6 protein-coding genes and 2 pseudogenes are annotated in these 21,255 nt (G+C 74.3%); all 8 read left to right on the forward strand.

Translation table 11 applies throughout. The features are described from left to right. Positions 1–4: 4 nt before the first annotated feature. A pseudogene (locus QSK30_RS21835) lies at positions 5–9,859 on the forward strand (type I polyketide synthase); the annotation flags it as partial. Between the two features lie 39 nt (positions 9,860–9,898). Then, a pseudogene (locus tag QSK30_RS21840) lies at positions 9,899–12,874 on the forward strand (type I polyketide synthase); the annotation flags it as partial. Between the two features lie 82 nt (positions 12,875–12,956). Next, positions 12,957–14,864, forward strand: a complete 1,908-nt coding sequence (locus QSK30_RS21845; protein ID WP_285505358.1) for an HAD-IIIC family phosphatase — start codon at positions 12,957–12,959, stop codon at positions 14,862–14,864. A gap of 79 nt (positions 14,865–14,943) precedes the next feature. Continuing rightward, positions 14,944–15,939, forward strand: a complete 996-nt coding sequence (locus QSK30_RS21850; protein WP_285505360.1) for an LLM class flavin-dependent oxidoreductase — start codon at positions 14,944–14,946, stop codon at positions 15,937–15,939. 154 nt (positions 15,940–16,093) lie between these two features. Then, positions 16,094–17,746 (forward strand): ABC transporter substrate-binding protein, encoded by a 1,653-nt coding sequence (locus tag QSK30_RS21855; protein ID WP_285505362.1) that lies wholly within the window; start codon positions 16,094–16,096, stop codon positions 17,744–17,746. A 77-nt stretch (positions 17,747–17,823) separates the two neighbouring features. After that, complete coding sequence (locus QSK30_RS21860) at positions 17,824–18,735, forward strand: ABC transporter permease (RefSeq protein WP_285505364.1); 912 nt, start codon at positions 17,824–17,826, stop codon at positions 18,733–18,735. Beyond that, entirely contained in the window at positions 18,732–19,592 is an 861-nt protein-coding gene (locus QSK30_RS21865) for an ABC transporter permease (protein WP_285505366.1), read from the forward strand. The genes QSK30_RS21860 and QSK30_RS21865 overlap by 4 nt, the downstream gene beginning before the upstream one ends. Continuing rightward, positions 19,589–21,181: a dipeptide ABC transporter ATP-binding protein gene (locus QSK30_RS21870; RefSeq protein WP_285505367.1), complete on the forward strand. Its 1,593-nt coding sequence runs from the start codon at positions 19,589–19,591 to the stop codon at positions 21,179–21,181. Before QSK30_RS21865 ends, QSK30_RS21870 begins: the two co-directional genes overlap by 4 nt. The last annotated feature ends 74 nt before the right edge of the window (positions 21,182–21,255 follow it).

Consider the following 21,255-nt stretch of genomic DNA (forward strand, 5'->3'; position numbering starts at 1 on the left):
CAAGCGGGCCACCACGGAGCTGGTGCGCACCCAGGAGCGGCTCGCGGCCGTGGAGGGCGCCGCGCGGGAGCCGTTGGCGATCGTGTCGATGGCCTGCCGCTACCCCGGCGGGGTGCGCTCGCCCGAGGACCTGTGGGAGCTGCTGCGCGCCGAGCGGGACGCGGTGACCCCGTTCCCGACCGACCGGGGCTGGCCGCTGGCCGACCTCGTCGACCCGGACCCCGACCGGGTGGGCACCAGCTACGCCGCCGAGGGCGGCTTCCTGCACGACGCGGCCGACTTCGACGCCGAGCTGTTCGGCATCGGCCCGCGCGAGGCGCTCACCGTCGACCCGCAGCAGCGCCTCCTGCTGCAGACCGCCTGGGAGACCTTCGAGCGGGCCGGGCTCGACCCGCGTTCGCTCGCCGGGCAGCGGATCGGTGTGTTCGTCGGCCTGATGTACTCCGACTACGGCTCCCGGCACGCGCACGCGCCAGACGGCTTCGAGGGCTACATCGGCCTGGGCAGCGCGGGCAGCATCGCCTCCGGGCGCATCGCGTACACCTTCGGCCTCGCGGGTCCGGCGATCACCGTGGACACCGCGTGCTCGTCGTCGCTGGTGGCCCTGCACTACGCCGCTCAGGCGGTGCGTCGGGGCGACTGCGCGCAGGCCCTCGTCGGCGGCGCGACCGTGATGGCCACCCCGAACACCTTCATCGAGTTCAGCCGCCAGCGCGGCCTGTCGCCGGACGGCCGCTGCAAGGCCTACGCGGCCGCCGCCGACGGCACCGGGTGGGCCGAGGGCGTCGGGCTGCTGCTCATCGAACGGCTCAGCGACGCCAAGAAGCACGGCCACCCCGTGCTGGCGGTCCTGCGCGGCAGCGCGGTCAACCAGGACGGTGCCAGCACCCAGCTCTCCGCGCCCAACGGCCCGGCGCAGCAGCGGGTCATCCGGGCCGCGCTCGCCGACGCCGGGCTCACACCGTCCGATGTGGACGCTGTCGAGGGGCACGGCACCGGTACCGCGCTCGGCGACCCCGTGGAGGCGGGCGCGCTCGCGGCCACCTACGGCGCCGACCGCCCGGTAGGTGACCCGGTCCGGCTCGGGTCCCTGAAGTCCAACATCGGTCACACCCAGGCGGCGGCCGGGGTCGGTGGCGTGATCAAGATGGTGCAGGCGCTGCGGCACGGTGTGCTGCCCAAGACCCTGCACGTGGACGAGCCCTCGCCGCACGTGTCGTGGACGCACTCCGGACTGTCGTTGCTGACCGAGCCGACCCCCTGGCCCGACCGTGACCGCCCGTCGCGCGCGGCGGTGTCCTCCTTCGGCATCAGCGGCACCAACGCCCATGTGATCCTCGAACAGGCCCCCGCGCACCTCGCCCCCGAGCCGACGGCGACCTCCGGCCCGGTCCCGTTCCTGCTCGCGGGCCACACCTCGGAAGCGTTGAGCGCTCAGGCGAACCGCCTGCGCGAGCGGCTCGGCGGTCTCGCGCCAGCCGATGTGGCGCACACCCTCGCCACCGCTCGCGCCCGACTCACCCACCGCGCCGTCGTGGTGGGCAACACGGCCGAGGAGTTGGACCAGGCGCTCGCCGCGGTCGCCGCGGATCTCCCGTCCCCGCGCGTTGCGACCGGGGTGGCCGGTCGGACCGAGCGGCCGGTGTTCGTCTTCCCCGGCCAGGGCGCGCAGTGGGCCGGTATGGCCGCGCGGCTGCTGGTCGACTCCGAGCCGTTCCGCGCCGAAGTGCACCGCTGCGCCGAGGCGCTAGCACCGCACGTCGACTGGGACCTCCTTGAGGTGCTGGCGAGTGACGAGGTGCCGACGCGGGTCGACGTCGTGCAGCCCGCGCTGTTCGCGGTCATGGCGGGTCTGGCCGCGCTGTGGCGCTCGGTCGGGGTGGAACCGGCCGCGGTGGTCGGGCACTCCCAGGGCGAGATCGCCGCCGCGTACGTGGCGGGCGCGCTGGACCTCGCCGACGCGGCGCGGATCGTCGCGCTGCGCGCCAAGGCCATCGCGGGTATCGCGGGCACCGGGACGATGGCGTCCATCGAGTCCACAGTGGACGAGGTGCGCGCCAGGCTCACCGACGCCGTGGTCGCCGCGGTCAACGGACCGCGCTCGACCGTCGTCGCAGGTCCGTTCGAATCCCTGACCGCCCTGGTCGCCCAGTACGAGGCCGAAGGGGTGCGCGCCCGACTGATCCCGGTCGACTACGCCTCCCACTCGCCCGAGGTCGAGGTGCTGCGCGACCGCCTGCTCGCGGACTTCGCGGGCGTCCGCCCCCGCGCCGCCGCCATCGCCTTCCACTCCACTGTCATCGCGGGTCCGCTGGACACAGCACTGCTCGACGGCCGCTACTGGTACGACAACCTCCGCGAGACCGTGCGGCTGCGCGACACCATCGCGGGCCTGGTCGAGGACGGTCACCGGGTGTTCCTGGAGATCAGCCCGCACCCGGTCCTCACCTCCGCCGTGCGCGACACCGCGCCCGACGCCGAGGCGGTGGCCACCCTGCGCCGCGACGACGGCGGACTGGACCGGTTCCTGGTCGCCGCGGGCCACGCCCACACCGTCGGCGTCTCCGTCGACCTGTCCGCCTGGACCGGCGGCAACCGCGTCGACCTGCCGACCTACGCGTTCCAGGAGCGCCGGTACTGGCTCGACACCGTGGGCGCGAACGACCTGGCCGCCGACGCCCACCCGCTGCTCGACACCGTCGTCGAGGCCGCCGACGGCCGCACCGCCCTGGCCACCGGCCGCATCCCGGGCGGCACCACGTGGACCCGGTCGCACGGATTGGGTGACCGCACCCCGCTCACCGCGGGCGCACTCGTCGACCTCGCCCTCACGATCGGCGACCGACTCGGCCTGCCCAGCCTCGACGGCCTGACGCTGCTCGCGCCGGTCGAGGTGCCCGAGCGCGGCTTGGCCGTGCAGGCCACCGTCGACTTGGACGCCGACAGCGCCCGCTTGACCATCCACACCCGCCCCGACGACCAAAGCCCCTGGCGTGCGCACGCCACCGGAACGCTCACGGCGCAACAAGAATCCACTGTGGATGGATTCGCGTGGCCTCAGCACGCGGAGGCGATCGAGACCGGATACACCGATCTGGCCGCGCTCGGCGTCACCTACGGCCCCGAGTCCAAGGCCGTGCGCACGGTGTCCCGTCACGACGAAGACCTGTTCGTCGAGATCGAGCTGCCGGAGGGTGTCGAGCCCGGTTTCACCCTCGCGCCGCCCCTGCTCGACGCGGCAATCCAGGCCGTGTACTTCGACCGGCTCGCCCGGGCCGACGGTGACTCGGTCTCGGTCGTCACGCCGTTTGACTGGGCCGGTGTCCACCTGCACGCCGACGGCGCCCGCGAACTGCGCGTGCGCATCACGCCCGCGGGCGAAGACGCGGTCACGATTATCGCCGTGGACGCGGCCGGGCTCCCGGTGCTTACCGTCGACCGGCTCGCCTTCCGAGCCGCACCCGACGCTGTAGTAACCGAGACCGCGGCACCCGTCCCGCGTCCCCGTTCGGCGGTCAAACGCCGGGCCGCGGCCGCCGGGAGCGTGGCCGGGCTGTCCGATGCGGACCGTGTCGCCGCCCTGCTCGACACGGTCCGCAAGGCGGTCGCGGGCCTGCTCGGCCACGACTCGCCCGCGGCCATCCGCCCCGACCGGCCGTTCCGCGACCTCGGCCTGGACTCGATGACCGCCGTGCAGCTGCGCGACCACCTCGGCAAGCTGGTCGGCGAGCGGCTGCCCGCGACCCTGGTGTTCGACCACCCGACCCCGATCGACCTGGCCCGCCACCTGGCCTCGGTCGCCGCGCCCGCCGCTCAGGAACCCGTTCGCGCGAGCACCGACGAGCCGATCGCCATCGTGTCCATGGGCTGCCGCTACCCCGGCGGAGTCGACTCCCCGGAGCGGCTCTGGCGGCTGGTCGAGTCCGGTGTGGACGCCATCGGGGAGTTCCCCGGCGACCGCGGCTGGGACCTCGACGCGCTCTTCGACGACGACCCGGACAACCCCGGCACGTCCTACGCCCGGCGCGGCGGGTTCCTCGCCGACGTCGCGGGCTTCGACGCCGACTTCTTCGAGATGAACCCGCGCGAGGCCCGGGCGACCGACCCGCAGCAGCGGCTGCTGCTGGAGACCGCGTGGGAGACCTTCCAGCGCGCGGGCCTGGACCCGACCGGTCTGCGCGGCAGCGACACCGGTGTCTACATCGGACTGATCTACACCGAGTACGGCGGCCGGGCCCAAGCCGACCCCGGCGAGCACGGCGGCTACCTGGGCACCGGCAGCGCGGGCAGCGTGGCCTCCGGCCGGATCTCCTACACCCTGGGCCTGCGCGGCCCGGCGCTCACCGTCGACACCGCCTGCTCGTCCTCGCTGGTCGCGATGCACCTGGCCGCCAAGGCCCTGCGCGACGGCGAGTGCGACCTCGCCCTGGCGGGCGGCGCGACCGTGATGGCCACCCCGGCGACCTTCGTCGAGTTCAGCCGCCAGCGCGGGCTCTCCCCGGACGGGCGCTGCCGGGCGTTCGCCGACGCCGCCGACGGCACCGGCTTCAGCGAGGGTGTCGGCCTGCTGCTGCTGGAACGGCTCTCCGACGCCCGGCGCAACGGCCATCCGGTACTGGCGGTGCTCAAGGGCAGCGCGGTCAACCAGGACGGCGCCAGCAACGGCCTCACCGCGCCGAACGGGCCCGCCCAGGAGCGGGTGATCACCGACGCGCTGCGCACCGCCGGGCTGACCACCTCCGATGTGGACGCGGTGGAGGCGCACGGCACCGGCACCACGCTCGGCGACCCGGTCGAGGCGAACGCCCTGCTCAACACCTACGGCCGCGACCGCGAGCGGCCGCTGCGGCTGGGCTCGCTGAAGTCGAACATCGGCCACACCCAGGCGGCGGCCGGGGTCGGTGGCGTGATCAAGATGGTGCAGGCGCTGCGGCACGGTGTGCTGCCCAAGACCCTGCACGTGGACGCGCCCAGCAGCCGGGTGCAGTGGACCGGCGGCATCGAGCTGCTGGCCGAGAACACCCCGTGGCCCCGCGCCGACCGGCCGCGCCGGTTCGGGGTGTCGGCGTTCGGGATGAGCGGCACGAACGCGCACGTGATCATCGAGGAGCCCGCGCCCGAGCCCGCCGCGCCTGCGGTCGCGTCCGGTCCGGTGCCCCTCGTGCTGTCCGCGCGCACCGAGCGCTCGCTGCGCTCTGCCGCCCGTGGCCTGCGGGAGTTCCTCGCCGACAGCGAACACGATCTGGCGACCGTGGCGGCCGAACTGGCCTGGTCGCGACCGTCGTTCGACCACCGCGCCGTCATCGTCGCCACCGACCGCGACCAGGCTGTTGCCGCGTTGTCCGCGCTGGAGCGGGGTGAACCCGACCCGGCTGTCGTCACCGGCCACGCGACCGGCACGCACGCCCCGGTGTTCCTCTACCCGGGCCAGGGCGCGCAGTGGGCGGGCATGGCCACGGCGCTGCTCGCCGACTCGCCCGCCTTCGCCGAGCGCCTCGCCGAGTGCGCCGCCGCCCTCGAACCGCACACCGGCTGGTCGCTGCTCGACCACCTGCGCTCGGGTGCCGCGGGCACGGTCGACGTGGTGCAACCCGCGCTGTGGGCGACGATGACCGCGCTCACCGCGGTGTGGCGCTCGTTCGGTGTCGAGCCCGCGGCCGTGATCGGCCACTCGCAGGGCGAGATCGCCGCCGCGCTCGCCGCGAACGGGCTCACCCTGGCCGACTCCGCCGCCGTCGCCGCCCTGCGCAGCCGCTCGCTCCGGGCGATCGCGGGCCAAGGGGCCATGCTGTCGGTGGCGGCGCCCGCGGCCGACGTCCGGATCGCGCTGCTCGCCGAGGGCGACACTGTCGCCGTCGCTGCCCTGAACGGGCCCAACTCGACGATCGTCGCCGGTGACCCGGCCGCCGTCGCCCGAGTTCAGGCTGCCTTCGACGCTCGCGGTGTGCGGACCCGGCTGGTCGACGTCGACTACGCCTCGCACTCCCCGCACGTCGAGGCGCTCGCCGATGAGCTGCACCGCGTACTGCCCGCCGTCGAGCTGGGCGAGCTCACCGCGGACTGCTACTCCACTGTCACCGGCGCCCGCGCCGAGGCCGACGCCGAGCTGTTCCAGCCCGGCTACTGGTACCGGAACCTGCGCGGCACCGTCCAGCTCGAGCCCGCCGTCCGCGCCGCGCTCGCCGACGGGCATCAGGTGTTCATCGAGATCAGCCCGCATCCCGTGGTGTCGGTGGGAGTGCAGGGCATTCTCGATGAGCTCGATGACTCGGCCACCGTTCTCGGCACCCTCCGCCGCGAGGACGGCGGCCTGGACCGGGTGCTGGCCTCGGTCGCCGAGGCGTGGGTCCGCGGTGTCGCGGTGTCCTGGTCGGCACACCTGGGCGCACCGCGCGTACGGGTGCTCGACCTGCCCGGCTACGCCTTCGACCGGCAGCGGCACTGGCTCGCCCCCGCCGCGCCCCAGCGCCGCACGGCGGGTCACCCACTGCTCACCTCGGTCGTCCGCTCGGTCGACGGGCTCCTGCTCTTCGGCACGCTCTCCCTTGCCGCGCAACCCTGGCTGGCAGACCACGCCGTCGCGGGCACGGTCATCGTCCCGGGCGCGGTCCTCGCCGAGCTGGCCGCGCACTCCGCCGGTCTGCTGGGGTTCCCGACCCTCGACGAACTGGTCCTGCACCGCCCGCTGACCCTCGACGGCGAGACGGAGATCCACGTCGTCGTGGGCGCGGACGACGGCGGAACCCGGTCCGTGACTGTCCACTCACGACAGTCCTCGACGGACCCACTCGGCGCGGAGTGGGTGGTCAACGCCGCAGGCACGGCCTCGGCCCGCACGGTCACCGTCGAGGCGTTCCCCGAGTGGCCGCCCGGTGAGCCCCTCGCGGTCGATGGTCTCTACAGCGAACTCGCCGCCGCCGGCTACCACTACGGCCCCGCCTTCCGCGGCCTCCAGGCGGCTTGGCGCGCGGGTGGTGAGGTCTTCGGCGAGGTCGAGCTGCTCGACGGCCCCACCGGCTTCGCGCTCGCCCCGACCCTGCTCGACGCCGCCCTGCACGCCGTCGGCGCCACCGACTGGTTCGACGACAGCGCTCCCGGGACCGTCCGGCTCCCCTTCACCTGGCGCGACTTCACCCGGCACGGCTCGGCGCGCGGACGTCTGCGCGTCCGGCTCACCCGTGCCGGCGACGCGGTGCGCGTCAGGCTCGCGGACGCCCACGGCACGCCGGTCGCCGAGGTGACCGTCGACTTCCGCGCCGTCGACACCACCGAGCTTGACCGCCCCGACGCCATCCCGCTCCTGCGCGTCGACTGGGAGCCCGTGACTCCCACCCCGGTCGACGGGCCGGATTGGACGTGGACCTCCGGTGCCGTGCCGGACCCGGCACCCCGCGTCGTGGTCTTCGACGTCCCGGCCGCCGACGAGCCCGCCCCGGTGCTGACCGCCCTGGTCACCGCCCTGCGGGACGCGCTGGCCGACGACCGGTTGCGCGACAGCGTGCTCGCCGTCCGCACCACCGGGGCGGTGGCCGCCATCCCGGGCGAGGACGTCGACGTCACCAGCGCGGCGGTCTGGGGACTGGTGCGCAGCGTCCAGTCCGAGGAGCCTGGCCGGGTCGTCCTGGTCGACGGCAGCACAGGCGACCTTGGCACCATCAGCGTCGGCCCGGTCCTGGTCGAGGGCGAGCCGCAGGTGGCGGTGCGCGACGGTCGGGTCCTGGCGCCCAGGGCGCGCCCGCTGCCGCAGGCCCTGCGCGTGCCCGACGCACCGTCGTGGCGGTTGACCGCCGAGGGCGGCTCCCTCGCCGAACTCGCGTTGAGCCCCAAGCCGGAGGGCGACTTGGCCCCCGGCGAGGTCCGGCTGGCCGTGCGCGCCGCAGGCCTCAACTTCCGGGACGCCATGCTCGCGCTGGGCATGTACCCCGGCCGCGCCGACCTGGGCACCGAGAGTTCCGGTGTCGTGCTCGCGGTCGGCTCGGACGTCACCGGTCTCGCCCCCGGCGACCGGGTCATGGGCCTGGTCGGCGGCATCGGCCCGATCGCGGTCACCGACGCCCGGTTGCTCACCCCGATCCCAGCGGGCCTCACCTTCGCCCAGGCCGCGGGTATCCCGGCCGCGTTCCTCACCGCCTACTACAGCCTGCGCGACCTCGCCGACACGCAACCGGGGGAGACCCTGCTGGTGCACTCGGCCGCGGGTGGCGTCGGTGGCGCGGCCGTGCAGTTGGCCCGGCACTGGGGGATCAGCGTCCTGGGCACCGCGAGCAAGGGCAAGTGGCCCGCGCTGCGGGCCGCGGGCCTGTCCGACGAGCACATCGCGAACTCCCGCGACCTGTCCTTTGTAGACCATTTCGCCGGGCGTCCGGTGGACGTCGTCCTCAACGCGTTGGCCGGTGAGTTCGTGGACGCCTCGCTGGGCTTGCTGCGCCCGGGTGGCCGGTTCGTCGAGATGGGCAAGACCGACGTCCGCGATGCCGACGTCGTGCTGGCCGACCGTGGTGTGCGCTACCGGGCCTTCGACCTGGTGGAGGCGGGCCCGGACCGGATCGGCGCCATGCTCGCCGACCTGGCCGCGCTCTTCGCCGCCGGGACCCTCGTCCCACCGCCGGTCACCGCGTGGGACATCACGCGGGCCGACGACGCCCTCCGCCACCTCAGCCAGGCCAGGCACGTCGGCAAGGTCGTGCTGACCGTGCCGCGCGCCCTGGACCCGGATGGCACCGTCCTGATCACCGGCGCGCCCGGCGGTGTGGGCAGCCTGGTGGCCAAGCACCTGGTGACCGAGCACGGCGCGCGCCACCTGCTGCTGCTCAGCAGGCGCGGCGAGCGCTCCGAGGCCGCCGCCACCCTGCGCGCCGAACTCGCTGAACTCGGTGCTACAGCGACCTTCGCGGCCGTGGACGTGGCCGACGGCGACGCCGTCGCGGCCGTCATCGAGGCGGTCGAGCGCCCGCTCACCGCGGTGATCCACGCCGCCGGTGTGCTCGACGACGCCACCCTGGCCCGGCTGACCCCGGCGAGCCTGGAGTCGGTGCTGCGCCCCAAGGTCGACGGCGCGCGCCACCTGCACCGCCTCACCCGGGACGCCGACCTCGCCGCGTTCGTCCTGTTCTCCTCGGCCGCCGCGCTCGTCGGTACCCCCGGTCAAGGCGCCTACGCGGCGGCCAACCTCGCCCTCGACGGGCTAGCCACCCACCGCGCCCGAACCGGCCTGCCCGCTACCTCCGTCGCGTGGGGCCTCTGGCAGGCCGACAGCGCGATGGTCGGTGCCCTCTCGGCCGCCGACCAGGCCCGGATGGCCCGCTCGGGTCTGCTCCCGTTCAGCCCCGAGCGCGGCCTGGCGACCTTCGACACCGCGCTGACCGCGCCCGACCCGGCCGTGGTCGCCGTGCGGCTGGACCTGGCGCGGCTGGCCCGAGCCGCGGACCTGCCCGCCGTGCTGCGCGGCCTGGTCGAGGAGTCCGAAGTGGACGTCCCGGTCGACGACCTGCCGAGCAGGCTCGCGGGCGCCGAGCCGGGCGCGGGCAAGCAGGTCGTGCTCGACGTCGTGCACGGCACCGTGCGCGCCGTGCTCGGGCACACCGCCACCACCGGCGCGGGCGAGCGGGAGCGCAGCTTCAAGGAGCTGGGCTTCGACTCGCTCACCGCCGTGGAGCTGCGCAACCGGCTCGGCCGGGCCACCGGCCTGCGGCTGCCCGCCACCCTGGTGTTCGACCACCCGACCCCGTCGGCGCTGGCCGAGCACCTGGCCCACCAGCTGGTGCCCACCGCGCCGGAACCGGTCGCGCCCGACGTCCCGGGCCCGCCCGCCGACGCCGACGCGCTGCTGGCCTTCATCGATTCCCAACTCCGCACCTGAGATCGCCGACCGTGGGGGAGACGCCGCATGGCTGACGAGGACAAGCTGGTCGAGTACCTGCAGTGGACCACCAGCGAGCTGACCAAGGCCCGGGCCGAGCTGGCCGCGCTGCGCGAGCCGGTGGCCATCGTGTCCACCGCGTGCCGCTACCCGGGCGCCGACTCGCCCGAGGGGCTGTGGCGGCTGGTGGCCGACGGCGTGGACGCGCTCGGCGAGTTCCCCGCCGACCGCGGCTGGCCGGACGTCCCGGTGCCCAGGGGCGGGTTCCTCGGCGACGCCGCCGGGTTCGACGCCGGGTTCTTCGGCATCGCCCCGCGCGAGGCGCTGGCGATGGACCCGCAGCACCGGCTGCTGCTGGAGCTGTCCTGGGCGGTGCTGGAACGTGCCGGGATCGTCCCCGGGACCCTGCACGGCAGCCGGACCGGGGTGTTCACCGGGGTGATCTACCAGGAGTACGCGCCGCCGCCGGGTGCCGCGCCCGAGGACCTCGACGGCTACCTGATGACCGGCAACGCGGCGAGCATCGCCTCCGGTCGGCTCGCGTTCTCCCTCGGGCTGCACGGCCCGGCGATCACCGTCGACACCGCTTGCTCGTCGTCGCTGGTCGCGCTGCACCTGGCGGCCGAGTCGCTGCGCCGCTCCGAGTGCGACCTGGCCATCGCGGGCGGTGTGACGGTCATGGCCACGCCGCGGGTGTTCGGGGACTTCGCCCGGCAGGGCGGTCTGGCCGCCGACGGCCGCTGCAAACCGTTCTCCGACAACGCCGACGGCACCGGTTTCGGCGAGGGCGGCGGGCTCGTGGTCCTCGAACGGCTCTCCGATGCCCGGCGCAACGGCCACCCGGTGCTCGCGGTGCTCAAGGGCAGCGCGATCAACCAGGACGGCGCCAGCAACGGCCTGACCGCGCCCAGCGGCCCGGCCCAGCAGCGCGTCATCACCGCCGCGCTGGCCGCCGCGGGCCTCACCGCCGCCGAGGTCGACGCGGTGGAGGCGCACGGCACCGGCACCGCCCTGGGTGACCCGATCGAGGCGGGCGCGCTGCTGGCCACCTACGGCGCGCACCCCGATCGGCGCGCGCCGCTGTGGCTGGGCTCGGTGAAGTCCAACATCGGCCACACCCAGGCCGCCGCCGGTGTCGCCGGGGTGATCAAGGTCGTGGAGGCGCTGCGGCACGGCGTGCTCCCGCCCACCCTGCACGCCGAGCGGCCCAGCGACATCGTCGACTGGTCCGCGGGCCAGGTGCGGCTGCTCACCGAGGCCCGGCCGTGGCCCCGCGGCGACCGGCCCCGGCGGGCCGGGGTGTCCTCGTTCGGCATCAGCGGCACGAACGCGCACCTGGTCATCGAGGAGGCCGAACCGGTCGCCGCCGCCACCCCCGAACCGCTCCCGGTCGTGCCGCTGGTGCTATCCGGCAAGACGCCTGAGGCCGTCCAAGACCTCGCCGTCCGACTGCGGGAGTCCTTACCCCACAACGATCCCGCCGCACTGGCCCGTGCCCTGGTGACCCACCGGACCGGTTTCGCGCACCGCGCGGTCGCCGTGGGCGCGACCGCGGCCGAACTGGACAAGGCACTGGGCGCCCTGCGCCCCGGCCAGGTCGCCGCGGCGCCCAGGGTGGCGTTCGTGTTCAGCGGCCAGGGCACCCAGCGGGCCCGGATGGGCAAGCAGCTGGCCGACGCCTACCCGGTGTTCGACGAGGCGTTCGACGCCGCGTGCGCGGCGGTCGACCAGGCCCGCAAGGTCTTCGCCGACGGCCCGTCACTGCGCGAGGTCGTCTACGCCGAGGACGGCACCGAGGCCGCCGCCCTGCTCGACCGCACCGAGTTCACCCAGCCCGCGCTGTTCGCCTTCCAGGTGGCCCTGACCCGGTTGCTCGGCGCCTGGGGCGTCGAGCCGGACGCGGTGATCGGGCACTCGCTGGGCGAGCTCACCGCCGCGCACGTCGCGGGCGTGCTGCCGCTGACCGCCGCCGCCAAGCTCGTGGCCGTGCGCGCCGCGGCCATGCAGGGCGCGCCCGAGGGCGGTGCCATGCTGGCGATCCGCGCCGCCGAGGCCGAAGTGCGCTCCATTGTGGAGGGTCAAGCGGAGATCGCCGCGGTCAACGGCCCCCGGGCCACGGTGATCTCCGGCGAGGCCGACCAGATCCGGGTGCTCGCGTCCTGGTGGCGCGGCAAGGGATTCCGGGTCAAGGCCCTGACCGTCAGCCACGCGTTCCACTCCGCGCACATGGACGCCGCCCTGCCCGGGCTGGCCGAGGTGGCGGCGGAGCTCACCCCGACGGCGCCGCGCGTCCCACTGGTGTCCAATGTGTCCGGTCGGGTGGTCGACCTGGCCGACCTGGCGGGCGGCGACTACTGGACCGAGCACGTGCGCAGGCCGGTGCGCTTCCACGACGGCGTCGGCGCGCTGCGCGAGCTGGGCGTGGACACCTTCGTCGAGATCGGGCCGGACGCCACCATGACCGGCGTGGTCGCCGACTGCGTGGCCGACTCCCGCGACATCGCCGTCATCCCGGCCATCCGGCACCCGGCCGCCGAGGCCACCTCGGTGCTGTCCGCCTTGGGCGCGGCACACGAGCGCGGTCTGGTCGTCGACTGGGCCGCCGTGCTCGGAGAGGGCCCGGGGGCCGAACCCGCCGCGGTGCCCACGTACCCGTTCCAGCACCGGGCGTACTGGCTCAAGCAGGAGCCGGTGGCGGCGCGGGGGAGTGACCCGGAGCCGGACGAGCCGGTGGTGTCGGTGCGCGACCTGCCCGCGTGGGAGCAGCACGAGGTGCTGTTGCCGATCGTGCGCGACTCGGTCGCCCACGTGCTCGGCCACGACCCGGCCGCGCTCGGCCCGGACGCCCAGTTCACCGACCTGGGGATCACCTCGTTCGGCGCGCTGGAGATCACCAACCGGCTCAACCACGCCACCGGCCTGGCCATCCCGCCCAGCGCGCTGTTCGACCACCGCACCATCACCGCGCTGGTGGGCTCGCTGTGCGACCTCGCCGCCGAACCCGCGACCGCCTGAGCCGCCGCACCCCCAGCCGCCGCACCCCCGAGCCGCCCAGCCCGCAACCGAACCCGGTTGCCGTCCGAGCCGAGGACCAGCCATGACGCAGACCCCACTCGACGAGGTGCGCGCCCTGCACCGCGCGGGCGCGTTGGCCGAGCACCACGACCGGCTGCCCGCCCTGCTCGCCGGACTGTCCGAACAGGACACCGCGGTCGCCGCCCGCCTGCTGGCCGGCGTCGACCCGGAGGCCGTCCGCGAGCGCCACCCGCGACTGCCCAGGATCGACGTGACCATCACCGGTCACGGCCTGGTCAACACGCTGGGCGCCGCCCTCACCGCCGAGCTCACCCGGCACGGCTACGCGCCCCGGGTGCGCGTGGCCGACTTCGGCGCGTACGCCCAAGACCTCGACGACCCCGGCAGCGGTCTCTACGCCGATCGGGCCGACCTCACCGTTGCCGTGCTCGACCACCGCGCGGTGTTCGACGAGGTCGGCACCTCGTTCACCGTCGCCGACGTCGAGCGCGTCCTCGCCGAGAAGCTCGCCCTGTGGCGGCGGCTGGCCGACCGCTTCCGCGCGCACGGCACCGGAACGCTGGTGTTCAACACCATCCCACTCCCGCGCGAGTGGTCCGCCCGCCTGCTCGACCACCCCGCCCGCGCCCGGCTCGGCATAGCCTGGCGCGCCGCCAACGCCGAGCTGCTCGCCCTGGGCGCCGAACCCGGTCCGGTCGCCGTGCTCGACCTCGACCCGCTGCTGGCCGAGGCCCGCCCGCTGTCCGACCCGCGCTTCGCCACCTACGTGCACGCGCACCTCTCCGACGCCCTCCAGTCCGCTTACGCGCGCGATCTCGCGCATCTCGCGCGCGCACGGACCGGCCGGGCGAAGAAGGTGCTCGCCCTTGATCTCGACAACACCCTGTGGGGTGGAGTGCTCGGTGACGACGGGGTGACAGGGATCGAGGTGGCGCACACCCCGCGAGGGGAGGCTTTCCAAGCGGTGCAACGCCTCGCGGTGCAACTGAAGGCGCAACGCATCTTGCTCGCGGTGGTCAGCAAGAACGACGCGGACACCGTGTTGGCGGCGTTCAAGGAACACCCGGACCTGCTGGTACGCGCCGAGGACCTCGTCCGGGTGAGTGCGAACTGGGGGCCCAAGGCGCAAAGCCTGCGCGAACTGGCCACGGGGCTGAACCTCGGCTTGGACAGTGTCGTGTTCGCCGATGACAGCGCGCACGAGTGCGCCGCCGTCCGCGCGGAACTGCCCGAGGTCACCGTGATCCACCTCGCGGGCGACCCGGCCGAGCACGTCGGCAGGCTGCTCGCCGACGACTGGTTCGCCAGCACCGAGGTCACCGCCGAGGACCGGGTCCGGACCACCCGCTACCACGAGGAGTCCGCCCGCGCGGAGTTCCTCTCCGCCGCCGACGGCGTCGGCGACTTCCTCGCCGGGCTGGGGATCACCGTCCGGCTGGCCCCGGCCACCGACGCCGAACTGGCCCGGGTCGCCCAGCTCACCTTGCGCACCAACCAGTTCAACCTCACCACTCGCAGGCTCCAGCCGAACGAGATCGCCGCCTACGCCGAGGACCCCGCGAAACGGGTCCTCACCATCACCTCCGCCGACCGGTTCGGCGCCAACGGCATCGTCGGCGCGCTGCTGCTGAGCACCGACGACGAGGACCTGCGCGTGGACAACTTCCTGCTCAGCTGCCGGGTCTTCGCCCGCGGCATCGAGCAGGCCGCCCTCTCGGCCGTGCTCACCGCGGCGAGACTGGCGGGTTTCCGCTCCGTGCTCGGCGAGTTCCGTCCTACCGCCAAGAACGCCAAGGTCGCCGACCTCTACCCGCACTACGGTTTCGCCGCCACCACGCCGACCGACGGCGGTCAAGACCACCGGCACGAACTCGAAACAGTGATCGAGATCCCCTCCCACCTGCGGCTCGACGCCGCCGACGGGCTGGTACCGGCGGTGCTGCGGCAGTCGGTTGACAACCGGAGGTGACCTCAGCTTAACTGCGGGACAGAAGGTGAGCCCGCCTCGGGATGCCCGGCGGGCCCCGGTCCCACGACAGGAGTAGTAGATGACCGAGGCAGTTGCGGTGTCGGTGCACGACACCGTCCCCGTCTGGCGCGGCGACACCGCGGGCGACGCCCTGCGCCGGACCATCGACCTGGCCAAGGCCGTCGACGAGCTGGGCTACCGGCGCTACTGGGTCGCCGAGCACCACAGCACCCCGGCCCTGGCCACCTCCGCGCCCGCCGTGCTCGCCGGCCAGCTCCTGGCCGCCACCACCACGATCCGGGTCGGCTCCGGCGCGGTCCTGCTGCCCAACCACAGCCCGCTCGCGGTCGCCGAGCAGTTCGGCGTGCTCGCCTCGCTCTACCCGGGACGGGTCGACCTGGGCCTGGGCCGCGGCGCGGGCGGTTCGGCCGAGGCGGCGGCACGGCTCGGCGACCCGCGCGGGCGCGACTTCGCCGACCAGTACACCGAGCTGGTCGACTACCTGACCGCGCCGGGCACCGGCCACCGGGGCGTGCGCGCGGTGCCGGAACCGGTGACCCCGCCGGAGTTCTGGATGGTCGGCTCCAGTGTCGGCAGCGCCGCGTTCGCGGGCAGCCTGGGGCTGCCGTACGTGTACGCGCACGCCATCGTGCCCGGCCCGGCCGCCCAGGCGCTGGCCGCCTACCGGGGCGCGTTCCGCCCGTCGCGGTGGCTCGCCGAGCCGTACGCCGGGGTGGCGGCGATCATCGTGGCCGCCGACTCCGACGCGCGCGCCCAGCGGCTCGCCGACGCCTTCGTACTCGGTCAGATCCGGATGCGCACCGTGGACCCGGCGACCCTGCTGCCCACCGAGGAGGAGGCCGCCGCGCACCGGTTCACCCCGCAGGAGGACCAGTTCCGCCGCGGCCGGATCGACCCGCAGTTCGTCGGCAGCCCGGCCACCATCGGCCCGCGGCTGCGCGACCTGCTGCGCGACACCCGCGCCGATGAGCTGTTCGCGCTCACCCAGGTGCCCGACCACGACGCCCGGGTGCGCTCCTACGAGCTGCTCGCCAAGGTCACCGCGTCCCTCTGAGTGCCACAGCGGCCCTCGTGAGCGCAACGCGCCCCGCCGCTCGTGGGGTCCCGAGCCGCTCCAGGGGTTCAGGGTCGCTTTAGACCGTTCGGGGAGGGTGTGGGCCCCCGGTCACTTCCGGGGTCAGCACTTCGTGAGGACGGGTTTGTCGGTTATGAGGTTCCGCAACACCAGGAACGCGGCGACCACCGCGGTCTCGACGGCCGCGGTGGCGGTCCTGTCGATCACCCTGTCGGGCTGTGGGCCCGACTCCGGGGCCCAGGCCGACCCGGCGGGGCTGCCCGTCTCGGGCGGCACGCTCCGGCTGAGCATCGAGAACGAGCCGGAGTGCCTGGACCCGCACCAGAGCCCCACCGAGGCGGCCAGGGCGCTCACCCGGCCGCTGGTGGACTCGCTGGTGCGCCAGGACGACGGCGGCCGGATCCGGCCCTGGCTGGCCACCAGCTGGACCATCTCGACGGACCAGCTCGTCTACGACTTCAAGCTCAGGGAGGGCGTCAAGTTCACCGACGGCGCGCCGCTGGACGCCGCCGCCGTGGTGGCCAACCTGGAGCACGTCGTGGCCCCGGAGACCAAGTCGCTGCTGGCCTCGAGCCTGCTCTCGGCGTTCGAGTCGGCCAAGGCGGTCGACCCGAGCACCGTCGAGATCCGGCTCAAGCGGCCGGACTCGACGCTGCTGATCTCGCTGGCGACGCCCAACCTGGGCATCGAGTCGCCCGCCACGCTCAAGCAGGACCCGGCGGCGCTGTGCGCGAAGATCGTCGGCAGCGGGCCGTTCAGCAGCCCGGGCGGGTTCGTGGCCCAGCAGGGCATCGACTACGTCCGCAACCCCGACTACAAGTGGTCGCCGGAGGGCGCCGGGCACACCGGGCCCGCCTGGCTCGAGGCGATCAAGGTCCAGGTCGCCCCGGACAAGACCGCCCGCTTCGGCGCGCTCACCAGCGGCCAGGTCGACGCGATCACCTCCGTCTCGCCGACCAACGCCAAGGAGTTCGGCGCGCTGCCCGGGTTCACCCTGCACGCCAAGCCGTTCCCCGGGATCAACTTCAGCTACTGGCCCAACACCGCGAGCGGCCCGCTGGCCGACGTCCGGGTGCGCAAGGCGCTTCGGGCGGGCATCGACTGGGACCGGATCGTCAAGAACGTCTACTTCGGCGTCTTCGAGGTCGCCAAGGGCGTGATCTCGCCGACCACCCCGGCGTTCAACACCGCCCTGCAGGGCGAGTACGCCACGGACAAGGACAAGGCGAACAAGCTGCTCGACCAGGCGGGCTGGACCGCCCGCGACGGCGAGGGCTACCGCACCAAGGACGGCAAGCGGCTCAAGCTGCGGCACATGTGGTCCGACGCCTCGATCACCGACCTCGCCACCCAGATCCAGGCGGGCGCCAAGGAGCTGGGCATCGAGACCGTGGAGGAGAACCTCGACGGCGGCACCTACGTCGAGCGGCTGCTCTCCGGTGACTACGACCTGCTCGACACCAGCTTCTCGGCGTCGGGCCCGGACGTGCTGCGGGTGCTCTTCGCCGCGGAGAACATCCCCACCGCCGAGCGCGGCATCGCCAACAACATCTCCCGCTACACCGGCGCGCAGAGCCAGGACCTGCTCAAGCGCGCGCTGTCCACTGTGGAGCAGTCCGAGCAGTTCAAGCTCTACGGCGAGGTGCAGAAGCAGATCACCGAGGACGCCGCGGTGTTCCCGGTCTACTCCGACCGGGTCACCTTCGGCGCCCGCAGCGGCGTCAAGCAGGTCCAGTTCGACGCCGATGGCAGCCCCAACTTCTACGAGATCTGGTTGACCGCGTGACGATAGGACTACAACAGCCCGAAACCGTCCCCGCTGCGGCCCCCCGGCCGCGGCGGGGCGGTGCTTTCGCCAGGGTGGTGGCCGTCCGGCTGGCCGGCTCGGTGGGCGTGCTCTGGGGGGCGGTCACCGCGACCTTCTTCCTCGTGCACGCCATGCCGGGCAAGACCGTCGACGTACTGCTGGCCCGTTCGCAGGCCACCCCGGCCGTGCGGGACCGGATCATCGCCGAGTACGGCCTCGACGGTTCCCTGCTCGACCAGTACCTGACCTACCTGGGCAGGCTGCTCACCGGCGACCTCGGCGACAGCTTCGTGCTGCGCAGGCCGGTGTGGGACGCCATCGGCGGGCAGCTGCCCGCGACGCTGGCGCTGGTGGCGGCCACCCTCGTGCTCACCGTGGTCGCCTCGGTGGTGCTGGCGGTGATCGGCGCGCAGCGGCGGCCGTGGGTGCGCTCGCTGTTCTCCTCGGTGGAGGCGCTGGTCGTCGCGGTGCCGCCGTTCTGGCTGGGCCTGCTGCTGCTCTCGGTGTTCTCCTTCTCCCTGCACTGGTTCCCGGCGATCGGCACCTCGAGCCTCGACGGGTTGGTGCTGCCCGCGATCGCGTTGGCCGCGCACCCGATCGCGGTGGTCACCCGCGTCCTGCGGGACGGGTTGCTCCGCGTGCTCGACGAGCCGTTCGTGCTCAGCGCCCGGGCGCGCGGGGTCGGCGAGACCGACCTGCGGGCCCGGCACGTGCTGCGGCACGCCGTGCTCCCGGTGACCGCGCTGCTGGGCTGGATCACCGGCTCGCTCATCGGCGGCGCGGTGATCATCGAGATCGTCTTCTCCCGCCCGGGCATCGGCAGGCTGGTGCTCTCGGCGGTGCAGAACAAGGACATGCCGCTGGTGATCGGCGTCGTGCTGCTGGCCGCGGCGGTGTTCGTGGTGGTCAACATCGCGGTGGACGCCCTCGCCTGGCTCGCCGACCCGCGGACGAGGGGGCAGGCATGACCCCGCCGAACGTGGCCCTGCCACTGCCCGAGGCCGTCGTCGCCCCCGCCCGGCCGCGCAGGCTCGGTTTCGCCATCGCCCTGGGGGTGCTGGTCTTGCTCGCGCTGGCCGCCGCCTTCCCGCAGCTGTTCACCGGCACCGACCCGGACGCCGCCGACCTGGGCGCCACGCTGGCGCCACCGGGTGCCGACCACTGGTTCGGCACCGACCAGAACGGCCGCGACCTGTACGCCCGGGTGGTCCACGGTGTCCGGCCGTCCCTGCTGATCGGCCTGGGCGCCACCGCGCTCGCCCTGGTGGGCGGGATCCTGCTCGGCACCCTCGCCGCGCAGTCCGGCAAGGTCGTCGACCAGCTGGTGAGCAGGCTGCTCGACGTGCTGCTCGCGGTCCCCGGCCTGCTGCTGGTGTTCCTGGTCGCCGCGGTCATGGGCGCGAGCGGCTTCACCGCCGTGATCGGCCTCGCGGTCGGCGCGCTGCCCGGGTTCGCCCGCGTCGCGCGCGCGGAAGTGCTGCGGCTGCGCGGTTCGGCGTTCGTCGAGGCCGCGCACGGGCTGGGCTGGAGCCGCGCCCGGGTGGTCTTCGGGCACATCGTGCCCAACGCGCTGCCACCGGTGTTCGCGCTCGGCACGGTCAGCCTGGGCGCCATGGTGGTGGCCAGCTCGTCGCTGAGCTTCGTCGGCCTGGGCCCGAAGCCACCGACCGCGGAGTGGGGCGCGATGCTCGCCGCGGGCCGGGACTTCCTCTCGATCGCCTGGTGGCCCGCGGTGTTCCCCGGGCTGGCGATCACCGCCGCGGTGCTGGCCATCACGGTGGTCGGCGGCCGGGTCCAAAGTGGAATCGAACGGAGGGGCCGATGAGCGGGCCGCTGGTGCGGGTGCGCGGGCTCGCGGTCGACTTCGGCGCTCCCGCGGTGCGCGGGGTGTCCTTCGACGTCGAGCGCGGCCAGGTGGTCGCGATCGTGGGGGAGTCCGGTTCGGGCAAGAGCGTCACCGCGCGGACGCTCGTCGGGTTGGCGGGGGAGACCGCGCGGATCCGGGCCGACGAGCTGACCTTCGACGGCATCGACCTGACCGGCCTCGGCCGCCGCTGGCGCGAGCTGCGCGGTCGGCGGATCGGGCTGGTGGTCCAGGACGCCCTGGGCTCGCTGGACCCACTGCGACGAGTCGGCGCCGAGGTGGCCGAGGCGCTGCGCGAGCACCGGATCGTGCCGCGCGCGGCGGTCGGGGAGACCGTGCTGGACCTGTTGGCGCAGGCGGGGATCCCGGAACCGGCGGTGCGGGCGCGGCAGTACCCGCACCAGCTCTCCGGTGGGCTCCGACAGCGGGCGCTCATCGCGGCCGCGCTGGCCGCCGGGCCGGACCTGCTCATCGCCGACGAGCCCACCACCGCGCTGGACGCCACTGTCCAGCGGCAGGTGCTGGCCCTGCTGCGCGAACGCGCGGCGGCGGGCACCGCCGTGCTGCTGATCAGCCACGACCTGGCTGCCGTCGCCGAACTGGCCGACCACGTGCACGTCATGCGCGACGGCGTGTTCGTGGAGGAGGGCCCACCCAGCCAGGTGCTGGCGGCCCCGCGCCACCCGTACACCCGGGCCCTGCTGGCCGCCATCCCGACGGCGGCCACCCGCGGCCGGAGCCTGTCCGGCACCATCCCGTCGCTGGACGAGCCGGGTGGACGCCCCGAACCGGGCCGCGAGGTGGTCGCGGTTCGCGGCGTGGCGAAGGCCTTCCGGATCCGCGGCCGCGCGCCGATCACCGCGGCCCGCGACGTCTCGTTCACGGTGCGGGCCGGGGAGACCCTCGGCATCGTCGGCGAGTCGGGCTCGGGCAAGACCACGGTCGGCCGAATGCTCCTCGGCTTGGTCGCACCGGACACGGGCACGGTGGCCTTCGACGGGCAAGACTGGGCCGCGCTGCGCGGCAAGGAGCGCCGCGCGGCGAGACGGCGGGTCCAGATGATCTACCAGGACCCGCTGTCCTCGTTCGACCCTCGCTACACCGCCCGCCAGGTGGTCGCCGAACCGGCGGGCCACGCCCGGGTGCCGGAGCTGCTCGGCCTGGTCGGCCTGGACGAGGCCACTGTGGACAGACCGGCCCGCGAGCTCTCCGGCGGCCAGCGCCAGCGGCTCGCCATCGCCCGGGCGCTGGCGGCGGAGCCGGAGGTGATCGTCTGCGACGAGCCCGTCTCGGCGCTCGACGTCTCCATCCAGGCGCAGGTGCTCGACGTGCTGGTGGACGTGCAGCGCAGGCTCGGGGTGGCGTACGTGTTCATCTCACACGACCTGGGCGTCGTCCACCACGTGGCAGACCGCGTCCTGGTCATGCGCGACGGCGAGGTGGTCGAGTCCGGGGACGTGACGGAGGTCTTCGCCCGTCCCCGGCACTGGTACACCAGGGAGCTGATCGCCGCCGCCCCCGGCCGCGCGGTGGCCGGGGCAGCGGGCTAACCCGCCGCTGAAGCGGCGCTGAACCACCGTTGCCGCAACGGGTTCAGCGCCGCTAGCGTCGCGAGCGACCTGCC

Origin of the sequence: Actinokineospora sp. NBRC 105648 (assembly GCF_030269645.1) — a bacterium.
GTDB lineage: Bacteria > Actinomycetota > Actinomycetes > Mycobacteriales > Pseudonocardiaceae > Actinokineospora.

What these genes read in the sequence shown, in the direction of transcription:
- QSK30_RS21870 (WP_285505367.1), top strand. Translation starts at nt 19,589, where the DNA reads ATGAGCGGGCCGCTGGTGCGGGTGCGCGGGCTCGCGGTCGACTTCGGC.
- QSK30_RS21855 (WP_285505362.1), top strand. Translation starts at nt 16,094, where the DNA reads ATGAGGTTCCGCAACACCAGGAACGCGGCGACCACCGCGGTCTCGACG.
- QSK30_RS21850 (WP_285505360.1), top strand. Translation starts at nt 14,944, where the DNA reads ATGACCGAGGCAGTTGCGGTGTCGGTGCACGACACCGTCCCCGTCTGG.
- QSK30_RS21865 (WP_285505366.1), top strand. Translation starts at nt 18,732, where the DNA reads ATGACCCCGCCGAACGTGGCCCTGCCACTGCCCGAGGCCGTCGTCGCC.
- QSK30_RS21845 (WP_285505358.1), top strand. Translation starts at nt 12,957, where the DNA reads ATGACGCAGACCCCACTCGACGAGGTGCGCGCCCTGCACCGCGCGGGC.